Source organism: Altererythrobacter sp. B11 (genome assembly GCF_003569745.1).
In the GTDB taxonomy this organism is placed as follows: domain Bacteria; phylum Pseudomonadota; class Alphaproteobacteria; order Sphingomonadales; family Sphingomonadaceae; genus Croceibacterium_C.
Genome location: NZ_AP018498.1, coordinates 2,610,709 through 2,631,924, shown reverse-complemented (window position 1 = coordinate 2,631,924; position 21,216 = coordinate 2,610,709). Strand labels below are relative to the sequence as shown.

General features: G+C 61.9%; 11 protein-coding genes. 7 read left to right on the top strand and 4 right to left on the bottom strand.

Going from position 1 to position 21,216, the window contains the following annotated elements; genetic code table 11:
* Nucleotides 1-77: 77 nt before the first annotated feature.
* The gene (locus tag AEB_RS12615; RefSeq protein ID WP_172593088.1) at nt 78-1,139 is read right to left on the bottom strand and encodes a helix-turn-helix transcriptional regulator; all 1,062 of its coding nucleotides are present in this window, start codon (nt 1,137-1,139) and stop codon (nt 78-80) included.
* A 195-nt stretch (nt 1,140-1,334) separates the two neighbouring features.
* Here AEB_RS12615 and AEB_RS12610 point away from each other — a divergent pair, with 195 nt between their 5' ends.
* Both AEB_RS12610 and AEB_RS12605 read left to right on the top strand, forming a co-directional pair.
* Nucleotides 1,335-5,183, top strand: a complete 3,849-nt coding sequence (locus AEB_RS12610; protein WP_172593087.1) for an autotransporter outer membrane beta-barrel domain-containing protein — start codon at nt 1,335-1,337, stop codon at nt 5,181-5,183.
* A gap of 201 nt (nt 5,184-5,384) precedes the next feature.
* Nucleotides 5,385-8,540 carry a TonB-dependent receptor plug domain-containing protein gene (locus tag AEB_RS12605; protein ID WP_119083472.1) on the top strand — a complete coding sequence of 1,052 codons (3,156 nt, stop codon included), beginning with the start codon at nt 5,385-5,387 and terminating at the stop codon, nt 8,538-8,540.
* Between the two features lie 132 nt (nt 8,541-8,672).
* Here the strand turns inward: AEB_RS12605 and AEB_RS12600 are convergent, their stop codons facing one another.
* The 3 genes from AEB_RS12600 to AEB_RS12590 form a co-directional block, all read right to left on the bottom strand.
* Nucleotides 8,673-9,608 carry a LysR family transcriptional regulator gene (locus tag AEB_RS12600; protein ID WP_119083471.1) on the bottom strand — a complete coding sequence of 312 codons (936 nt, stop codon included), beginning with the start codon at nt 9,606-9,608 and terminating at the stop codon, nt 8,673-8,675.
* A 150-nt stretch (nt 9,609-9,758) separates the two neighbouring features.
* Nucleotides 9,759-10,625 (bottom strand): formylglycine-generating enzyme family protein, encoded by an 867-nt coding sequence (locus AEB_RS12595; protein WP_119083470.1) that lies wholly within the window; start codon nt 10,623-10,625, stop codon nt 9,759-9,761.
* 208 nt (nt 10,626-10,833) lie between these two features.
* The gene (locus AEB_RS12590) at nt 10,834-12,474 is read right to left on the bottom strand and encodes a sulfatase family protein (RefSeq protein ID WP_119083469.1); all 1,641 of its coding nucleotides are present in this window, start codon (nt 12,472-12,474) and stop codon (nt 10,834-10,836) included.
* A 719-nt stretch (nt 12,475-13,193) separates the two neighbouring features.
* Between AEB_RS12590 and AEB_RS12585 the strand changes: the two genes are divergently transcribed.
* From AEB_RS12585 to AEB_RS12565, 5 genes are all read left to right on the top strand, one after another.
* Complete coding sequence (locus tag AEB_RS12585) at nt 13,194-16,082, top strand: TonB-dependent receptor plug domain-containing protein (RefSeq protein WP_172593085.1); 2,889 nt, start codon at nt 13,194-13,196, stop codon at nt 16,080-16,082.
* Between the two features lie 91 nt (nt 16,083-16,173).
* Nucleotides 16,174-17,640 (top strand): FAD-dependent oxidoreductase, encoded by a 1,467-nt coding sequence (locus AEB_RS12580; protein ID WP_119083467.1) that lies wholly within the window; start codon nt 16,174-16,176, stop codon nt 17,638-17,640.
* Nucleotides 17,641-17,671: 31 nt separating this feature from the next.
* Complete coding sequence (locus tag AEB_RS12575) at nt 17,672-18,742, top strand: hypothetical protein (RefSeq protein WP_119083466.1); 1,071 nt, start codon at nt 17,672-17,674, stop codon at nt 18,740-18,742.
* Between the two features lie 28 nt (nt 18,743-18,770).
* Complete coding sequence (locus AEB_RS12570) at nt 18,771-19,682, top strand: LysR family transcriptional regulator (protein WP_119083465.1); 912 nt, start codon at nt 18,771-18,773, stop codon at nt 19,680-19,682.
* A gap of 46 nt (nt 19,683-19,728) precedes the next feature.
* The gene (locus AEB_RS12565; protein WP_145985308.1) at nt 19,729-21,021 is read left to right on the top strand and encodes a hypothetical protein; all 1,293 of its coding nucleotides are present in this window, start codon (nt 19,729-19,731) and stop codon (nt 21,019-21,021) included.
* The last annotated feature ends 195 nt before the right edge of the window (nt 21,022-21,216 follow it).

Here is a 21,216-nt window from a genome sequence, read left to right as displayed (position 1 = left end):
TCGCTCCGCGCCCTGCACAGATGTTTATCCGGTCGCGCGCGGTCAGGCGTCCACTATCTGTTTACCTCCACGTCTGTTTACGCTGGGCCGATCCTGCCGAAGCGGTGCACGAGATTGGACAGACCGGTGAAACCCTGCGTGCCGGTCTTTTCATAGATGCGGTGGAGATGCGTACGGGTGGTGGCCGGCGCCATGCCCAGCCGCTCGCCGATTCCGGTGAGATTGCCTTCCGCCATGGCATCGCGCAGCACGCGCAACTCGGTGGCCGTGAGGCGATAGAGATGTCCTATCGCTTCGAAGGCGAGGATCCGGGTCTGATTGAGCTTGGTGACATGGACGGCATGGGTCGGCGCCGGCCCGGCCTCGAGATCGCCGAATCGGTCGGCGATGATGGGCCTGGCCTCGAGCAGCAGCGGAACCGCTTCCCCATCCTCCTCAAGCAGGATCGCCACGGGCTCACACGAGGCAATGGCCTGGACGACGGCGGCGGCGAAGCGCCCCTCGCGCAGGACCGACCCCGGGCTCTGGTGGAGCAGAGTGCCCAACACGGGATCGATCTCCATCACCTGCCGGCCGGTGCCAAGCAGCAGGAGCATTTGCGCGGCCCCGGCCCCAGCCGATACCTCTTGGGCGGCGCGGTCGGCAGCACGCACGATGTGGCTCTGGATGAAGATCGCGCGGCGCAGGTGAACGATCAGTTGTTTGAGCGCCGCCACATCATCGTTCGAAAACGGCGGTGCATCGCCTGTACGCAGCAAAGCCAGATGCGCGGTGATGCCCGGCCGCTTGATGAGATTGACCGCCAGATTGTCGACGATGCCCTGCGGCGCGAGATACTCGCGATAGAACACGCTCGCCCTGATCTCAGGAGACTGGAGTAGCGACCAGGCGGGTGCGCACTCGCCCTCTGGCAGCGCCATCAGATGGGGGCGGAGGATGTCGTGGGCGCCATAAGTCTCGACGTAGCGTTGCAGCCAAACCGGGTCTCCGCCGAACTGGGCCTGAAAACCGGCATCCCGATCGTCGCTCCAGCCGATGAAGCCCGACTGGGCGGAAAAGCTGCTGCAAAGCCGCTCGATCAGCGTTGCAAAGCGCGTCCTGTCGAAGGCGGCATCGTAAATCTCCTCGATCTTGAACATCTGCCTCTCCTCCCCCCACATCTGACGCAGCAAGCCCGTTTCGTGGCCACTGTCCAGTTGCAACCGGGACGATGCAACAAGTTGCCACTCTGCGCCACAGCTTGCCCGGTTCCCCCGGAGGCCGGGGGAGACCCATGCATGAGACGCGATCGGGTTTCACGCCGGAACCCGCAGACTGAACGGAACATCCAAGCCATGCTGTCCACGCCCGGGTCCGCCTGCCGCCTTCTGGCCTTCGCCCTGCTCGCCTCCAGCGCGCTCGTCGGCCCAGCCCATGCGCAAAGCTGGGAGGGTGGGGTCGACAGTGACTGGTTCAATCCCGGGAACTGGGACCTCGATCGCGTGCCCACGCGCGGTGATTTCGAAGTCTATGTCGATACCGACGCAAACAACCCGGTGGTCATCGACGGGCAGGGCAACATCGTCAATCTTGCTCGGCTGTTCATCGGGCCGAACAATCGCGCGGCGTTGACCGTGCAGGGCGGCGCCCAGCTGATCGTCGATAGCCAATCGGGCATCGGCGGGGGGCAGATCACCGGCACCGCCGGCAATGGCACGTTGTTGATAAGGGATACCGGCACCGAGGTCAGCTTCGGCGCGCAGATCTATGTGGCGCCGCGCGCAAATTCCGCCGGATCGCTCTCGGTCCTCAATGGCGCTGTCCTGCGCGGAAGCGATTCAGCCGTGTTCGGCACCGCCGAGGGATCGCTCGCACGGATAAATGTCTCTGGCGCGGGATCACGGATCGAAATGCCCGGCGCGCTCTACATGGGCGGAAACGCCACCACGCCGGACACCTATGACGCCGAACTCAACCTGCTGGATGGTGGCAAGATGATAGGCGGGGCCAGCGTATCGCATATTCTTGGCAACGGTTCGCGTGTGACGATCAGCGGCGCGGGGTCGGAACTGCGCGGGGCGACGGCGCTGGATATCACCGGTCAGATGCGCATCGAAGATGGCGGCACGCTGCAATATGAAACGATTACCACCGGCGGCAGCGCGCTGATCGAACTGAAAGGTGGGCTGCTGAACGCCGCCGCAGTGGCAAGTTCCGGCGGCTTGACCCTTCGTGAACACAGTCGGGTCATCGGCTCCGGCGGAGAGATCCGAGTGGGTTCCCGCCTGGGCATGTTTGAAAATGCAATGCTCACGCTCAACGGCACGGATCTGCAAGCGAACAGCATTCGCATGCTCGGCAGTGCAACGCTGAATGTCGGCGCTGCCGACGGCGAGGCACCGGGTGCGGCGGGTGTCTTCGAAGCTGGCACGATAACGCTAGAACAGGCGGGAACGCGCCTTGTCCTGAACCATGACGGCCAATTGGCACTTGCGACCCCGATTTATGGATTTGGCATGGTGCTCCATCGCGCCGGTCAGACGCGTCTCACCGCTGCCGAACAGACCGGCTTCTCCGGCTTGTTCGATGTGACGGGGGGCACGGTGTCGCTGGAGGGCATGTTGGCGGCAGGCGAGGTGCGGGTCAGCAATGGCGCGACTTTTGGTGGCACCGGCACTCTGGGCAGTGGCCGTCTCGCAATGCTTGACGGCACGCTGTCACCAGCCGGTTCGGCTACCGGCACACTCACCCTGGCTGCGCTCAGGCTGGCGCCGGAATCGATCCTAGATTTCCAGCTCGGCCAGTCCGATCAGGCGCCGGGTGTGGGCAATGATTTCATCCAAGTGGGGACGTCCAACGGCACCGGAATACTGGTGCTGGATGGCACGCTGAACATAGCCGATGCGGGTGGCTTCGGTGCCGGACTGTACCGATTGATCGACTATCGCGGCGCGCTCACTGACAATGGCCTTGCCATCGGTCTGGCCCCGGCGGGCTACGCCCCGGGTGACCTGACCGTGCAGACGTCGATCGCCAACCGGATTAACTTGGTTGTCAGTGCCCCGGTCAGCGGCTTCACATTCTGGGACGGGCCGGGCCTTGCTGGCGATGCGGTGGTGGCAGGCGGCGCGGGATCGTGGACAAGAAGCACCGCCAACTGGTCCATCGCCGACGGCACTCACAACGGCGCCTATGACCCGACGCAGCTGCTCGTCTTCGCTGGGACCGGCGCGACGGTGAACGTGGACGAAGGGGAGGGCGAGATAGCTGTCGGGGCGGGCATGCAATTCGCGACCGACGGCTATCGCCTGACGGGCGATGCGATCGGCCTGACCGGGGAGGTCGCGCAACTGCGCGTCGGCGATGGCAGCTCGGCCGGCATCACCGCCACCATCGATGCCCCCCTCATCGGAACCGCAGCGATCATCAAGACGGACCTTGGCACGCTCATCCTGAGCGGCGCCAACAGCTATGGCGGCGGCACCACGATCCTGCAGGGCACGATCCGCGCCCCTGCTTCGAGCATTCCGGGCGACGTCTCTATCGCCGCGGAGGGTACGTTGCATTTCGATCAGGCGACCGATGGGGCCTACGGCGCCGGTCTGAGTGGCGCTGGCCGGATACGCAAGACCGGCGGTGGTACGCTCTCGCTCACGGGCAGTTCCATCGACTTCGCGGGCGCCACGGTGGTCGAGGCCGGCGTGCTGGCGATCGACGGTGCCCTTGGCGGTGCGACGCGGATCGATGCCGGGGCAGTGCTGACGGGTGACGGCCGGCTCGGCTCGCTCGACCTTGCCGGGGCGCTGTCGCCGGGCAGTGGAACGGCAACGCTGACAGTAGAGGGAAACGTCGTCTTTCGGCCGGGATCCACCTATTCGGTCGATCTGGCCGCCTCGGGTGGCACCGACCTGATCGATGTGGCGGGAAGTGTGACGATCGAAGGCGGTACCGTCGCAGTGACGGTGCTGGATCGGGCGAGCGACTATGCGTCGAGCGCGCTTTATCGGATCGTCGATGCGGGGCAAGGAATGACGGGAAGCTTTTCGGGTCTCAGCGGACAATCCGCTTTCCTCGACTTCTCGCTCGAATATGATCCGAACGGCGCATCCATCCGCGTCAGTCAGGTCCTGACCTTTCCGGACGTTGCGCTCACCTATAATCAGCGTCAGGCGGCAGGCGTCCTTCGCGAACTTGACCGGACCGGCGGATCGGATGCGCTGGCTGTCTATAACAGCATCCTGATTCTGGATGCCACGGCGGCGCGCGCGTCATTCGAACTCAGTTCGGGGGAGATCTATGCAAGCCTGCTCGCGGGCGAGCAGCGCCGCACGCTGAACCTCGCCGGCCAGTATGCGCTGCGCAGCGTCGCGGTGATCGAGGAAGGAGCCGGCATCTGGGGCGGCGTGACCGGACAGGCCGCGCATGTCTCCTCGGATGGCAATGGCGCGCGCTTCACACAGGACGGTGTAGGCTTCGAGATGGGCGTGGATTATTGCGGCGATGCCAACGGCTGGGCCGCAGGTGTCGGCGGAGGCTGGCAGTCCGGCAATCTTGATGCGGCCGCCCGCGCATCTGAGGCCGATACCAACAGCTGGTATCTGGGTGGCTATGTCCGATACGGCAGCGCAGGTGCGGGCTTTACCGCGATGGCGAACATCGTGAAGCAATGGACCGAAGCACGCGTCACCCGCGCCATGAACTTCGGCGATGTTTCGCGCAGAGCAAGCGCGCGGCCCGATATCGGCACCACGGCCGGGCGGATCGACCTGCGATATGGTGTCTCCCGCGGTCGCTGGTCACTCGGCCCCACCGCCGACGTCGAGGCCTCGACGAGCCAGCTGGACGCCTTCACCGAGAGCGGCGCGCAGGCCCTGAACCTGGCGGCCGGCAAGGCCCGTGACCAATGGGTTCGCTATGGTATCGGCGCGTTCGCACGGCTGGATGACGAGAGGGGCAATCTGGAGATGTCGGCGCGGCTGGTGACCGGCCCCCGCAACGATGCCGATGTCGATTTGGCGCTGGCGGGCTCTCCCCACACGTTCAACATCCGCGCCCCACACACGTCCGGAACCGGTGCATTGGTGGAAGGGAGCGGGCATTATCGCCTGAGCGGCTACTGGTCTCTGTCCGGCCAGGTAAGGCTGTTAGCAACGTCCGGCGAGACGGACTTGGCCGGCAGTGTCCGGCTCAACTACCTGTTCTGACGATTGCCCAGGCATTGGCCTTTGCGCAGATGCGCATCGCTGCCGCGAAGTGAGGGCCTGTGGCCCTGATGTCCCTCGGCAAGGCAGTCCTGCATATCGGCAAACTCCTATATCTTTATAGGACAATACACCCTTGCCGTGAACGAAAAAACTGCGTCAATTGCCTCAACAAAAGATAATCATCTGGGAGGGGGTAAGTGTATGTCGAAAGTACATGGAAGGTCGTATCAAAATTTCAAGGGCTTTCTATTATGTGCTGGTGCGGGCACTATTGTGGTCACATTTCCCGCGGTGGCTCAAGAAAGCTCGGATGTTTTCGATGCCAGCGAGCCCGCAGGGGAACCGATCGTCGTAACTGGGTCGCGCATCTCGCGGCCCGATTTCGAGGCAAACAGTCCGATATTGAGCGTCGACGATGCGTTGCTGCAGCAATCGTCTACCGCATCGCTCGAAGCTAATCTCAACAAACTGCCGCAGTTCACGCCGGACAAGACGCCTACGCAGGGTGGAGACATTCAGCCGACCGCGCGCAATACGCCGGGTTCGGCCACGATCTCCCTGCGCGGCATCGGAGCCAATCGCAGCTTGGTGCTGCTCGACGGCCGCCGTGCGACGCCGTCCAACGCTTCGATGGTGGTCGACATCAACACGATCCCCTCGGCAGCGATTGAACGCGTCGAGATCGTCTCCGGCGGTGCTTCCTCGACCTATGGCGCGGATGCCGTTAGCGGTGTGGTCAACTTCATCCTCAAGAAGGATTTTGTCGGCCTTGAACTCGATGGCCAGGCCGGCATCACGCAGGAAGGCGATAACTTCGAATATCGGTTCGGCGGCATCATGGGCGCCGATTTCGACGATGGTCGCGGCAATATCTCGATCGCCATGTCCATGAACAAGCGCGAAGCTGCGTTGCAGACCGATCGCAGGTGGTATCGCGATATAGGGGCAGATCCCTCCATAGGCGGCTCGCAATTGTTTCCACCCTATGGTGGATTTAACACCGGGTTTTCCAACTTGCCCAATCCCAACGTGCTGAACTCGGTGATTGATGGCGCGACCTTCACCGCTGCCCCCGTCAACACCTCCGTCTTCGCCGATTTCCAGGGCAATGCCTTCACTGGCTTTGACACTGGCGGCGTGCCGGGGGTGGCGGGCTTCGAGCGGAATATCGATAATTACGAATACAAGCTGCTGGATAATGGTCAAATCGGTGTAAACGATATTGATGCCTATTTGATTTTTCCACTCACTCGTTACAACATGTATGCACTCGGCAATTACGAGATCAACGACTGGCTAAGCGTCTTTGCACAGTCTTATTTCAGCAGCGTCGAGACTACTACGCAGCAACAGCCGGGCGTAATTCAGGGCGGCTTCTCGGCATCGATCGATCCAACGATCAATCGCGATGTCCTTCCCGCCGAGCTGCTGGCGATCCTCGACAGCCGGCCGAGACCCGATGCGCCTTTCACCTTTCGCGGCTATTTGCCTTTCAGTCGCACGTCCCATACCGACGTCTTCACTTACAACATGACTGCCGGCCTGCAGGGCAAGATACCGGGGACGGACTGGACATTCGAGCTATTCGGATCGCAAGGCGAGACGCACACGAGCGTGTTGCAGACTGGTTTTGCCTCGCTCGAACGCTTCCGAACGATCATCACGCAGCCTAATCTGGGGCGCGGCTTCGACCAGACCGGCAATGCGTCCAATGGTGGATTCGGCGCTTCGACCGGAACCTGCACATCTGGGCTCAACCTATTTAATCCCGCCTCCATTTCGGGGGATTGCCTCGAAGCGATCGCCGCAGACATCAAGACCACATCGACGATGCAGCAGACGATCTGGGAGGGCGACTTCCAAGGTGGTCTGTTCGAGCTTCCTGCAGGGCAGCTCCGGGCAGCTATCGGCATGAGCTATCGCAGCAACGATTACGACTTCCAGAACGATACGATCAGCACACAGGGCCGGTCGTTTCTCGACCAAGTCATCGGCCTGCAGCCGTCGGGCAATTCCGACGGCCGTATCGAGGCGCGTGAAATCTATGGCGAGATGCTTGTTCCGCTTCTTGCGGACATCCCAGCTATTCAGCTGTTCGATCTTGAACTCGGCCTTCGCTATTCGGATTACAATACCACCGGCGGAAGCTGGACCTACAAGGCCCTCGCAAACTGGGAAGTGAATGACTGGCTGCGTTTCCGGGGCGGTTTCAACCGCGCCGAACGTGCACCAAACATTGCCGAACTTTATCTGGCACCGGAGCAGGGCTTCACCTCCGCCGCCGGCGGAGACCTCTGCTCGATCAACAACGACCTCGCCTATTCGGCAAATCCCAATCGGAACAGCAACTATGCTCAAGCTATCGGTCTGTGCGGGGCGCTTATGGAGGCATCCGGCGACGGCACGGCTGACGACCAGTTCTACGGGGTTGATTATCGCACGCTCGTCAGTGCCGGTAGCGCAGCCGAGGTACGCTCGCTCGTCACCACAGCCCAGGCTGCCGGAGCCGCGTTTGTCTTCCCACGGCTGGTCGGCAATCCCAATCTGAAGCCGGAAAAGGCCGACACATGGACGGCCGGCTTCGTGCTGTCCTCGCCTTTCAACAGTTCGGCACTGTCCGGGCTTCGATTGGCGGTCGATTACTATAACATCAAGGTCACCGATGCGATCGGCGCCCAGACCGTGGATATCGTGCAGCGCCAGTGCTTCGACCCCGCGTTCAATCCGGATTATGACCCTTCCGCCGCGCTTTGCTCGGGGGTCGACCGCAATCAGGCGGGGGCGCTCGGCAATATCCTGCAGACCTTTTACAATAATGGGCGGTTCCGGACGTCTGGCGTGGACGTCCAGCTTGACTGGTCCGCCGACATCGGCCCGGGACGCATGTCGTTGAACTCGGTTTTCAACTACCTTATCGAGATGAAGGCGGCGGAACTGCCGACCGATGCGATGCTGGATTACGCCGGCAGCCAGGGACCGAATTCGAACGGGCTCAACGGCAACAGCTACCGGTACAAGGTCCTGACGACGGTGGGATACAGCCTTGGCGGCGCGTATCTCGGCCTCCAATGGCGTCACCTGCCGAGCATCCGTTCGCAGACGTCAGTCACGGTGCCAACCACCAGTGTGCAGGGTGTCACCAGCAGCTACGATCTGTTCAACCTGCAAGGCAGCTATGCCCTGAGCGACACCATCAATCTTCGTTTCGGCGTCGACAACCTGTTCAATAAGGCACCGCCGCTATCCGGGCGTAATCCGGATGCCGCCCTGCCGTCGCTTCCCGGCGGCAGCTTTGACGTGCAGAATTACGATGTGAATGGCCGCCGGTTCTACCTCGGTGCGCGCGTGAAATTCTAACACCTCACCAAGGCCATCGCCACCTCCCTTGGCGCTGGCCGAAAGCAGTGGGGCGGGGTCGTTCAAGCGACGCCGCCCCATTTCTTTGTCCGCGGTAAATGAGCGGAGCTGCGGCCCACGCCACCGGCGCGCCTATCGCACCATGTTTCGGGTCGGTTCCTCGCAGCCTGCACTGAGCGCCTGGCTCAGATATTCTTCAACTATGCGCGCTTCGCTTGGAGCATGGGGCGAACGGCCGATGATCCGCTGAAGAGGCGACAATTGGCACTCGACGATTTCGACCTTTCCCGCCTTGATGCTGTCAATGCAGGTTTCGTGCAACAGGACGCTCACACCTTGGCCATCCGCCACGAGTTGCAGAACCACATCCGCATGCTGAAAGAAGATGGGGGCAAGTTTCGGGACTATCCCAAGTTCGGCAAAGACCTGCTCGACCCAGGATGAAATGACGTTCCTGTCGCCAGGGAACAGGAACTGGCACTCAGCCAGCGCCTTCGTGCCGGGAGCCAATTCACGACCCATTCCGGGCGGTGCCACGAGGACGGCCGGGGCGCTGCAGACCGGAACCAGCTCCTTCACCCAGCCGCGCGGTGTCGTCGAAATCGAGTAGGCTGCAAGATCGACAGCCCCCGTTTGCAAAGCCTTGCCGACATCGCAAAAAGGGATGAGAGGCTGGGAATTGATCTGGATCTGAGGATGTTCGCGATAGAGCCGTGGCAGCAGCGGCTTGAGGTAGCTGTCATGCAGCCGCGGGCCGATGCTGATATTGACGACGACAGGTTTGGAGACCGACGTCTCCGGGTTCTTCATCAGGCTGTTGACGGCTTCGATGATGTAATCGGCCTTTTCCAGCGCTTCCCGGCCATAGGGAGTGAGTTCGGGAGTTGTTCCCCTTCGCCGGTAGAACAGCATATGCCCCAGGCGCTCCTCCAAGAGATTGATCTGCTCGCTGACTGCCGGCTGCGAAATTCCAAGGCTGTCCGCCGCCTTTATAAAACTTCCGGCTCGCGCGACGCACACGAAGGTCCGCAACTGCCCAAGCGTCAGGTCGTCACCGGTTCGCGCCATCAGTCCCTCCCGCCGGCCTTACATGTTTCTGAACTCAGAATTCCTTCTTGCCGCGATCAGATTTCGGCAACGGGTCGCTTTGCCTTTTATTTCTGGTCGCCCGGCAGCGCGAACGGGCGGACCCGCGAAGAGAAATCTGGGCGGTGAAGGTTAATCGCTAGCACAGCGGAAACCCATATGCGAAGTGGAAGTATCGACTGTCTGCGGATAGCGCGCTGCTGGGCGGTAGCGCTGGCAGTAATTCTCTGCGCAAAGATGCGATCCGCCCTTGATGACCATGCGGGGAAACTCGCCGTTGCCGGCGTTCCCCTCGGGCGTGCAGCAGGGTTTGGCCTGCGGGGCGAAAACGTCGTAAAGGTCGCTAGTCCATTCCCAAACATTGCCGATCATGTCGAACAGGGCATAGCCATTAGCCGGGAAGGAACGGACTGGCGACGTCCGCTCATAGCCGTCGAGGCAGAGATTGCTGCGGGGGAAGGGCCCCTGCCAGTAATTGGCCAGCATCTTACCTTCCGGTGCGAGTTCGTCGCCCCAGGCATAGGCTGCACCTTGCAGCCCGCCGCGCGCGGCGAATTCCCATTCGGCTTCGGTTGGCAGGCGCTTGCCCGCCCAGGCGGCATAAGCCTGCGCGTCTTCATAAGCGACATGCACGATCGGATGGTCCATGATATCGTCGATGGTTGATACGGGGCCCTGCGGATGCCGCCAGTCGGCCCCTGCCACATAGCTCCACCACAACATCGGATCCGGCTTGATCGGATACTGCGTCGGCGGCGTGAAGACGGACGAACCGGGATGCAGCAAGGCGGGATCGGCTCCCGGGTAATCTTTCGGGTCCGGTGCCGTTTCCGCGAGAGTGACATAGCCCGTGTCCCGCACGAATGCCGCGAAGGCCGCATTGGTGACCGGGATTTCATCGATCGCGAAGGGATCTACTGTCACTTCCCGCGCGGGCGCTTCTTCAGGATAGTGGTCGTTCGAACCCATGCGAAACGTGCCGCCATCGAGACGTATCATCGCCCTGTTGTGGGTACTGTCAGCCGCTATGATGGCAATCCCTCTTCTCTCCGGCGCTTAATTGCCGCTTCCCGCTCCACCTCAGACGTTGCGGAAACGCTCGGTCGAAACAATTGCGCCCGACCTCCTGGCAAATATGCGGCTTTGCCTGAGTTGTCGGGCCCATACCGCTGGGGATGGGCCCGATCATCTCCAATTCTTCCGGTGATCAGAGGTCCGATTGCTCCCGTATTGCATTACGGAGGAAGCAGTAATTCCCCGCCTCATCGGTCGCGGAGAAGGACATGCTCACTTTCGCCGGACAATTAGCTGGGATTTGAAGCGGATATTCCTCAATCGGGTCTTTAACTAAGTTGTAGAACTGACAATCGGTACTGCCTGATTTCTCGATGCAGAGTACTTTGTAAGTGCCGTTGCGGACGGCAACCTGATATTCAGATTTCTCCCCGGTGGGCGTGCCGGCGCCAAGTACGGGAATCGAAGTTTCCGCAGCGATATAGTTGTGGACGGGGTCGCGCACCTCCGCCTTCCCCTCGAACAGCACCGGTGCGAGCGATCGAGAGTCGAGCGGCACCATCGCGGTCCCTTCGCGGTTCGGCACCATCTGCGGGATCGCTACCTTGGCGAAATCGAGGATGGTTGAGAACAGGTCGGCGACATGGACCACGGCATCGCTTGTCGTGCCGGCCTTGATACCCGGCCCCCGAATTATCAGCGGGATCCGCATGCCGCTTTCATAGCCGGTGCCTTTCCCTCGCCCGACCCGCGTGATGTACATATTGTCGATGAAATTGGTGCTGGGCCGGCCATACATGGGCGTGCCATTATCTCCCAGGATGATGACGTAAGTATCTGGGGCGGTCCGGTCGATATAATCCAGCAGTTTACCGATCGTCGTATCCATCGAATTCGTCATGGCCCGGTTGAGCGCTTCAGCGGAACAATCGCCGACATTCTTGCTGCCAAACTCGCCGCCGCAGGCTGCCATTTCTTCTCGTGAAGCATCGTCCAGCGCGTCGGCATTGGGGACGACGGTTGGCGCTTCGCGCTGAGGGGTGATATGCGAGAGGTTATAGGCCATCCAAACGAACCAGGGCTTGTCCGGGCTTGCCTTCTCTTGATCCTCGATCCAGCCGATCGCATCCGCGATCTTGGTAACGGGCGCATAGGAGGTCGGCGCGATACCGGGCAGAGAATTGACCGGCGCCTTTTCGCTGCGCACGTCACCGGGCGCGGAATTCGCGTCCTGCACTTGGTAGGTGTAGTTCCAATAGTCCTCGATCGCGCCGTTCATATTGCCGCGAAATAGATCGAAACCGGCTTCCTTAGGCTTCATGCCGGGATACTGGTTGAGGCCAGCCATATGCCACTTGCCGAATATTGCCGTATTGTAGCCGGCGCCCTTCAGGTCTTCTGCCACCGAATGGCTATTCTGGGTCAGCCAGTTGGTATAGTCGCGCACGCCCGTCTTGGAGGCATAGAGGCCTGTAAGCATCGAAGCGCGCGTGGGCGAGCAGAATGGCTGCGCCCAGGCCTCACTGAATGTCATGCCTTCTGCGGCAAAGGCGTCTAGGACGGGGGTCGAAGCTGGTACGCCTTTGATCTTTGCGTAATCCGGGTGGTTCAGGCCCGACGGACCATATGTCTCGACCAGCCCATCGATAAGGCCGGGATATACGTTGGATGTCGTATCCATCCCGATATCGTCGAGAATGATAAGCATGATATTTGGATGGCTGGGCGTCTTTTCCTCGGCGTGGGTGGCAGCTGGCGCCATCGCGCAGAATATCATGGCTCCCAGGCTGGCGGTGGCGAACCTTCTCATGCGTTTCATCGGGCGGCTCGGCATTGTTTTCCTCTCCTGTCTGTCTTTGCCGCCAAGCCCTCCCGGATTAACCGGGCCCGCCGCATTCCATCGACCTTCCGGACCGGCTGCAAGCCTTTCCTTCGCAGCAGTGACAGAAATGTTGCGCAACTTGTCGGAGAAAAGCAGAGAACAGAGGGGGTTCGCCAAAGCAACCTATGTGGGGCTTATAAAGTCCAAAAGGACATCCTTATAGGGCTCCCTAGCCCCAGGCGACTCCCTCGCGAGGTCGATGAGAGCTTGTCGGCTGGTGGATACCGCGAGGAAGCTTTCGATCGCAACATTGGAGAAACTCCGTGTCGTGTTCGTGCATTCGACTGGTCGGTGAAGAATCAGGCTGAGATGCACGCCCTAACGAAGACGCATTGCGCTTCATGGATCTGCTTTCATCGTTTTGGCATGAGCAATCAGTGGGATCACCGGCTCTTAACCCACTGGCGCAGCGCCCGTTTCCCAACGCAGCACCGTTACCGCCCTCGCTTCGCTGATCTCGGCGGGTCGAGCGAGTCCCCGTGACATCTTTCGCGATTCGCGAAAGCTGTGGTCAATCATTACTGACTTCCCCTTCTTGCGCGCGCCTGCTCAGCATGGCCGCGATCACGACAGATCGATCACCATAAATGTTGCGACCGACGCGTCGCAGCCTGTCGCGATACAAAATAACAGAAAAGTTCGCGACCTCACGCGAACGATGGGAGAGTATCATGAGCTTCGCCAGGAAATCGCAGTGCTTTTTTCGCGTGGGTGCCTGCCTTTTTGCCATCGCGCTTACTGCCCCGGCGACGATTGTTTCGGCTCAGGAATCGGAGGGCGAAACTCAGACCGCTGACCCCGTTCCGAGTGCTGACGCTCCGGCAGAAGCAGGTGCGACATCAGGCGATCCCATCGTCGTCACCGGTTCGCGGATCACCACCGGCGGCTTCACCGCAGCGACGCCAACGTCAGTCATCGGAAGCGAGCAGATCGATACGGTCGCGCCTACGCGGATCGACGACGCGCTGCGACTGGTTCCGGCCTTTTCGACGACGGGCAACGGCGTAGCGCGCGCCATCTCCTCCTCCACCGTCACTGCTGACTTGCGCAACATCGGTCCGCAGCGGACTTTGTTGCTGGTGAACGGGCGCCGGCATGTGCCGACGTCGCCCGACGGGACCGTCGACCTGAGCGTTATTCCCTCGATCCTTATTTCCCGTACGGAGGTCGTCACGGGAGGCGCTTCGGCGTCGTGGGGCTCCGATGCGGTTTCGGGCGTCATCAACCTGATTCTGAAGAACGATCTGGAGGGTCTTCAGGGCGTCGCCCAGGCAGGCATCTCGAAGTACAGCGATGCCGACAACCAGATGGTCGGGCTCGCGTACGGCACTCGCTTCGCCCAGGGCCGCGGGCATATTCTGGTGGGTGGCGAGTATTCCCGCAGCTCGGGCGTGGGGATGACGCCTTATCGCCCGCGACCGTGGGTCGGCCGGGGCGTTGCCGGCAACCCCTCCTATGCGACCAACGGCCTTCCGGCGAATATCTATGCCGATGATGTGCGGCGTACCGACCTGTGGGAGGGCGGCCTCGTCACCAGTGGCCCGCTGCGCGGGACGACATTCCTGCCGAACGGTCAGACTGGCCAGTTCGGCTATGGCCAGACCTTCACCAATCGGATGATCGGGGGGACTGATAACTACACCGAGATCATCAATCCCGGCGGCAATCTCGTGCAGCCCTTCGACCGCCGCTCAGTCATGGCGCGTCTCTCCTACGACATCACCGACCGGCTCAACCTCTTCGCCGAAGGCACTTATGCCCGTGCGATCTCCGAAGGACGGGCGGCCGAGCCGCGCCAGCAGGGCTCGGTGACGGGCAATCCGACGTGCTCGGCCACGATCATCCCGGGCGGACAGACCGGCAACGTGCTCGTGCCGATCAGCAACCCCTTCCTGAGCGATGCCTTCCGCGAGCAGGCCGCCGCTGCCGGCGTTACCTGCTTCAACTTCGGCCGTTCATTGCGTGAGAACGGCCTCGGAGCAGTCCGCAGCAGGATCGGATCGCCCTCGGTCTATCGCGGAGTGGTTGGCGCCGATCTGGATCTCGGTAACTGGAATGTGAACGCCTATTTCCAATACGGCCGCAACCGCTTCGTCCAGGAGTACGAAGGGCAGATCAACATGCCCAATTATCGCAAGGCGATTGATGCCGTGCAGTCGGGCGACCAGATCGTCTGCCGCGTAAACGCCGATGGCAGCACCGCCAACGACGATGCGGCGTGTGTGCCGTTCAACCTCTTTGGCTTTGGCTCACCCTCGCCGGAGGCGATCGCCTACATCACCGGCACCTCGCGGTTTGACCTGGTGACCAAGCAGCGCGTCGCAGCGATCAGCGCGAATGGCGATGTGTTCGACAACTGGGCCGGCACGATCAGCGCAGCGTTCGGTGCCGAGTACCGCAGGGAATCGATCGACGCGACATCGGACCCGCTCTCGCAGGCCAATCAGTGGCAGAGCGGTTCCCGCCAGCCCGTCGCCGGCAGCTACGACGTGAAGGAAGTCTTCGGCGAGGTGAACGTGCCGCTGCTGAAGGATGCCGTGATCGCCCGATCTTTCGACCTCAACCTGGCGGCGCGCTATACCGACTACAGCACGTCCGGCGGAGTGGTGACATGGAAGGTCGGTGCTTCATGGGAGTTGACGGATTCGCTGCGCTTGCGCGCCACCCGATCGCGCGACATTCGCGCCGGTAATTTCTCGGAGCTCTTCGCTCCCGAGACGGTGAGCCGGCAGAATGTGCGCGACCCGCGCCGGTCGACAACCTACACAACCCAGGTTCTCTCGCTCGGCAACCCCGAACTCGACCCCGAAAAGGCCGACACGATCACCGCTGGCGCGGTGTATCAGCCGGATTGGGCTGGCGGGTTGCGGCTATCGGTCGACTACTACCGCATCAAGATCCGCGGTCTCATCGGCACGATCTCGGCCAACGAGGTGCTCGAACGCTGCTACATCGACAACCTCCCGCAGTTCTGCTCGCTGGTCACGACCGCCGGCAATTCGCCGACGGGCGACATCAGCAATGTCACTGTAAGGTTCGAGAACCTCGACAGCCTGAAAACCGAGGGCATCGATTTCGAAGCCGCCTATCGTACGCCACTCGATCGCGTGTTCGGCGATGGCTCTGGCAATCTGTCGGTGCGCCTGATGGGGACCTATCTGAAGAGCCTGGCGATCACGGCTGCCAACACCGCCACCACGGAGGAAAGCGCTGGCGAGTATGTGACGCCTCACTGGCGCGCGACAGGTCTGATCACTCACGAGATCGGGCGGATCGCGACCACGCTCGACCTGCGGTGGCTCGAAGGCGGCAAGATCGACAACAGCTTCGTGGTTGGGGCGGGCGCGCTCAACACGATCAACATCAACGACACGAAGAACACGTTCTACACCAGCGTGAACCTGACTTACGACATCTCACCCGATGCCGATGGCAGTCGCGAGGTCTTTCTCCGCGTGAACAACCTGTTTGATGTCGCGCCGCCGTTCCCCGACCAGCAGTCACCCATGTTCGACCAAATCGGTCGCGCCTATCGCTTGGGGGTGCGCTTCAGCATCTGACCGCAGTTCTTCCAAAACGCACCTCCCGTTCCCTCTCCCTCCAACACAACTGGGGGGGACGGGAGGCTCTCAAGACGGGATAGAAAGCCGCATGGATAAGGTCAAAGTTCAGGAAGTGCGGCGGTCCGAAGACCGGTTCCTCGGTTCCGACGTGTTCGAGGCGCAACGGCGGCAGTTCAGCCGAGCGAACGGTACCGGCACGCATTACGAGCCGGGCCGGGAGATCCCCGTCTATCACTCGTGCGATGTGCTCGTGGTCGGCGGCGGTCCGGCCGGCACCGCTGCCGCCTGGGCCGCGGCGAAGGCTGGTGCGGACGTCGTGCTGCTGGAGCGATACAATCATCTCGGCGGACTATCGACCGGCGGGCTGGTTATCTGGATCGACCGGATGACGGACTGGAACGGTCGTCAGGTGATCCGCGGTTTCGCGTCCGACGTACTCGACCGGATGCCGGAGGCTGGCCTTTCCGGCCCGCGGCCAGAGGATTGGGGATCGCGCGATCCGCAGAAGGCCAGTTATTGGGGGCAGCGCACTGCCGCCTTCCACGGCACGGTCTGCTGGTCTCCCACGCTCGATCCGGAACGGCTTAAGCTGATCAGCCAGGAAATGCTGATAGAGGCGGGCGTCCGCATCGTCTTCCACAGCTGGGCCGCCATGCCGATCGTATCCGATGGCGCGGTGCGCGGGGTGGTCTTCGAATCCAAGGCGGGGCGTCAGGCCCTGCGGGCGAAGGTCGTGGTCGATGCGACGGGAGATGGCGACGTATTTTCTCGCGCGGGGGCCCAGTTCGAAACCGACATCGAGCAGGGCGATGTGCACCACAGCGCCAACACGGCCTTTATGCTGGGCGGCGTGGACATGGATCGTTGGCTGGCCTTCCGCGGAAATGATCCAGCACAATATGCGGAATTTGCGAGCCTCGGCCGGGAGCGCCTCGGCTTTTTCCAGCCGCCTTACGTTTCGTGGCGAAACGACATCGCGCTGTTCCTCGGGCCGCGGCAGTCGGGACTTTCCGCGCTGGACGTGGACGATCAGACCGAGCTGGAAATTCGCTCTCATCGCTTTATGAAGTCGCATTGCGATTTCTTCGTCGAAAACGCGCCCGGCTTCGAGAACGCCTATATGCTGCAAAGTGCGCCGCAGCTTGGGGTCCGGCACACACGCCGCCTCGCCGGCACGGGCAAGGTGCTGCGCGGGCAGTGGGCTGATGGCGTTGCACTGCCGGACGAGATCGGCGTGAGTCCTTCCGTCTCGCTCAAATATCCCGTGATCTCAGTACCCTATGGTGCCCTCGTGCCACGCCAGCTAGATGGCCTGCTGGTCGGAGGGCGACATATCAGTTGTGACGCGAATTCGCATGGCTTCATGCGTGAGATCCCGCAGTGCTGGCTCACCGGGCAGGCTGCCGGGGCCGCGGCCGCGCTAGCTGTGTCTGCGCGAGTTGAGCCACGCGCGGTCGACATCCGCTCGCTGCGCAGCGAACTGGCGCGCCAAGGCGTCTTCCTGCAGGACGACGCAGCGACGGATGCCACGCAAGCGCCCGCCGCTTCAGTCTGATAGAGCGACGGACCAAGGAGGATACATTACCATGGCGCCCCAAGGGTTCTTCGCAGGATTGGTTGCCGCGGGCGTTGCCGCAGGACTCTCGCTGGGCCTGCCCGCACCTGCTGCAGGGACAGAAACGCCCAAGGCGCCGAGTGAGCGGCCGAGCGATACTGTCGCCACCAAGGTCGTTGTCGAGCGGATCGGCGACGGACCGTTGATCTATCCGGGCATGCCTGGCCTGGAAGGCGAACTGGGCAATAACATCAATGGGCCCGCTGTCATCAAGGTGCCGAGTTGGGTGGAGAACCCGCTCGGCAAATATTACATGTATTTCGCGCACCACCGGGGCACCTACATCCGTTTGGCCTATGCCGACGATCCGCGTGGTCCGTGGACAATCTATGAGCCAGGCACGCTGCGCCTTGAGCAGACGAGCGCGATTCATCACATCGCCTCGCCCGACGTGATCGTCGATGAGGCGAACAAGCAGATCATGATGTATTTCCATGGGCCAACCGAGCAGCCCGGCGGCGACTATGGCGGTCGGCCCTATCAGCAGAGGACTTTCGTAGCATCGTCGAAAGACGGGCTGGCGTTTACTGCGGTCTCCGGCGCAGCGACGACGCCCTATATCCGCATGTTCCGCTATCGCGGTGCAGTCTATGGCCTGGGCATGGCGGACAAGGTGACGGCCTATCCGCTTTGGCTACGCAGCGGACAGTTTTCCCGCTCAGTAGATGGGCTGCCGCCGTTCGAAAGCGGGCCCCGCATTCTCGACGAGATGCGCCATTCCGGTCTCGTCCAGATCGGCGACGATCTTCACGTATTCTACACCATGGTCGGCGACATGCCCGAGCGTATATTCTATTCGAAAGTGGACCTTCGTCCGGACTGGTCGGAGTGGACCGCCTCGTCCCCTATCGAAGTCCTGCGCCCCACGGGCACAGCGGAGGGCGAAGATCTGCCGTTGACCGCGTCGCGCGGCGGGATGGTGACCGACCGTGAGAGGGCGTTGCGTGATCCGGCGGTGCTTGATGACGATGGACAGATCTATCTCTACTACACCGTGGCGGGTGAAAAAGGGATCGCGGTAGCCAAGGTTTCCTTCAAGTGAGCGCCAGGGTGACCGTGTCGGGGGTCTGATGGACACGCTTCTCAACATGCGTGCTTTCCTGGCCGTGACGGAATCCGGCAGCCTTTCGGCAGCAGGTCGCAAGTTGAACGTGACGACATCGGTCATCTCGAAGCGGATCGCGCGGCTGGAGGACGAGCTTGGCGCACCGCTGCTTCTGCGCACCACGCGCAATACCGAGATGACACCCTTCGGCGAACGACAGCACGCGAAGATCGCCGCTCTTGTAAGACAGACCGACGAATTGGTCGCCGCTGCGCAGAGAACGCGAAAGGCGCTTGATGGTCACCTGCGCATCAAATGCCCCACGTCGGTGGCAAGCACCTATTTCGGCAAGCTCTTCTTTGATTTCACCCGGCGCCATCCCGGTATCAATATGGAAGTGGTGCTGATCGACAAAACGGTCAATCCAGTTGAACAAGGCTTTGACCTAGCCATCGGCGCCCTCCCGCCGTCTTACCCCGACGTCACCGATATTCCCCTGTGCGAATACCCGCTGATGCTGTGCGCGGCGCCCTCGTATATCGCGAAGCGGGGCCTGCCCGAACATCCCAGCGAGCTCAGCGGTCACCGCTGCCTGACCTCGCCCGCTCTGGGACACTTGTGGTCGTTCGAGAGCGATGCAGGGCCCATCGCTATCCAGATCCAGTCGCAGTTTTCGGTCAACGATCCTTTGATCATGCGCCAGGCCGCGATGGATGGCGGGGGCGTCGCCTTGCTGACTGCCTTCGTCGCACGCGAGGCGGTGAGGGCGGGTGCGCTCATTCCGCTCATGCCGCAGTTTCCCCCACGATCCCTGTGGCTCAAGGCCCTCGTCCCGACAGTAAAGCTCCATCAGCCGACCATCGAAGCGATCATCGAAGACTTGCTGGCGCACTGCAAGCCGGTTGCGCCGTGGGACCAGATGGAACCCGGCCTGTGAACGGAACCGAGCAAGAAGGACGAGGGAAATGGTCGACCGAAGAGGATTGCTGACCGGTGCGGCAGGTGCTTTTGGCGCAACCGCGCTGGCATCCCTGCCAGCGGTGCCTGCGATGGGCGCCGGGCCGTCTCATCCGCTGCGCGAGCGGTTGCAGGCGGACATGGAAGCCTACGCGGCGTTCGGAAGCAAGCTGTCGGGTTCGAAGGGCGACCGGGACAGTGCCCGTTGGGTTGGAAAGCGATTAAGCGCCGCCGGCTTCGACGTCCGGCTGACGGAGTTCGACGTCCCCACCTTCGCACCTGGCGTCGCCGAGCTGAGCGTCGGTGAAGCGCGCCTTCCGGTGATGCCGCAACCGATCGTGATCACGACTCCGCGCGCAGGGATTGAGGCGGCGCTGTGCCTTGTTCGCGATCCGGTAGAGGCGCCCTCGGTTCGCGACAAGATCGCCGTCTTGATCCTTCCCTATGACCGACATGCTGCGCTGTTCCGCGGCAGCGCTGCCACCTTTCTCAAGGCGGTCGTGCCGCACGCGCCAGCTGCGATCATCATTGTCACCACCGGGCCGACCGGAAAGATAATCGCCCTCAATGCCAAGCTGGAGCCGGCGGCAAGAGTGCCCATCGCACTGCTGGCACCAGACGATCTGCCTCCGGTGATCAAGGCCGCGGCTGCCGGCAGACCGGCGAGGCTAACGGTTACCGGCACATCTTCCGTCGGGCAAAGCAGCAACATTGTGGCTTCCCGAAAGGCCGGATCGAAATGGCTGGCCTTTTCCACTCCAAGGTCGGGCTGGGGCATTTGTGCAGGCGAGCGCGGTCCCGGTATCGCCGCGTTCCTAGAATTTTGCCATTGGGCGGCAGTCCGTTTTCCCAGCCATTCGCTTTTCGCCATTTGTACCGGCGGGCACGAACTCGACTTCGTCGGCACCCATCATGCCCTATCAGAGGGGCCGCCCGCGACCGACACGCTGCTTTGGACCCATCTGGGGGCGGGGCTGGCCACCCGCGACGCCTTCGAGGTCCTTGGCAGACGCAACGAACTGCTGTCCTCCGCCGATCCCCAGCGGGCAATGATGTGCTCACCCTCTCTTCTGCAAGATGTGCTGCGTGCGTTCCAGGGGCAGGCCGGGTATGAACAGCCGATCGAAGTGGTGGGAGGCGCCGGCGAACTCTCTTCGATTATCGATCGTGGATATACCAACGCCTTTGCGGGCCTCGGCATTCACCGCTGGTGCCATGTCGCTGACGACACCATCGACAAGGTGGACGGCGGCTTGCTCCTGCCGGTGGTCGAGGGCCACCGCGCGGTGATCGAAGCTGTCGTCGGCAGGATGGCCTAAGCCTCGCCCACGAACCCCTGGCGGGATCCGCGTCGAGCATTCCATCCGATAAGAGATGCGGCGGGCGCTCGCCCAGCACGGACCTCTCGTTGGCAAAGGTAGGGTGAGGGCGGCGTTATGCGCACATGTCGGTGAAGCATCTCTAGCCCGATGCCGACCAGCTGATTTCGCCGGGCACAGACCAAAAATGATCAC

Coding starts and splice junctions, on each gene's coding strand:
- AEB_RS12615 (WP_172593088.1), bottom strand. CDS start 1,139: ATGTTCAAGATCGAGGAGATTTACGATGCCGCCTTCGACAGGACGCGC.
- AEB_RS12610 (WP_172593087.1), top strand. CDS start 1,335: ATGCTGTCCACGCCCGGGTCCGCCTGCCGCCTTCTGGCCTTCGCCCTG.
- AEB_RS12605 (WP_119083472.1), top strand. CDS start 5,385: ATGTCGAAAGTACATGGAAGGTCGTATCAAAATTTCAAGGGCTTTCTA.
- AEB_RS12600 (WP_119083471.1), bottom strand. CDS start 9,608: ATGGCGCGAACCGGTGACGACCTGACGCTTGGGCAGTTGCGGACCTTC.
- AEB_RS12595 (WP_119083470.1), bottom strand. CDS start 10,625: ATGATACGTCTCGATGGCGGCACGTTTCGCATGGGTTCGAACGACCAC.
- AEB_RS12590 (WP_119083469.1), bottom strand. CDS start 12,474: ATGCCGAGCCGCCCGATGAAACGCATGAGAAGGTTCGCCACCGCCAGC.
- AEB_RS12585 (WP_172593085.1), top strand. CDS start 13,194: ATGAGCTTCGCCAGGAAATCGCAGTGCTTTTTTCGCGTGGGTGCCTGC.
- AEB_RS12580 (WP_119083467.1), top strand. CDS start 16,174: ATGGATAAGGTCAAAGTTCAGGAAGTGCGGCGGTCCGAAGACCGGTTC.
- AEB_RS12575 (WP_119083466.1), top strand. CDS start 17,672: ATGGCGCCCCAAGGGTTCTTCGCAGGATTGGTTGCCGCGGGCGTTGCC.
- AEB_RS12570 (WP_119083465.1), top strand. CDS start 18,771: ATGGACACGCTTCTCAACATGCGTGCTTTCCTGGCCGTGACGGAATCC.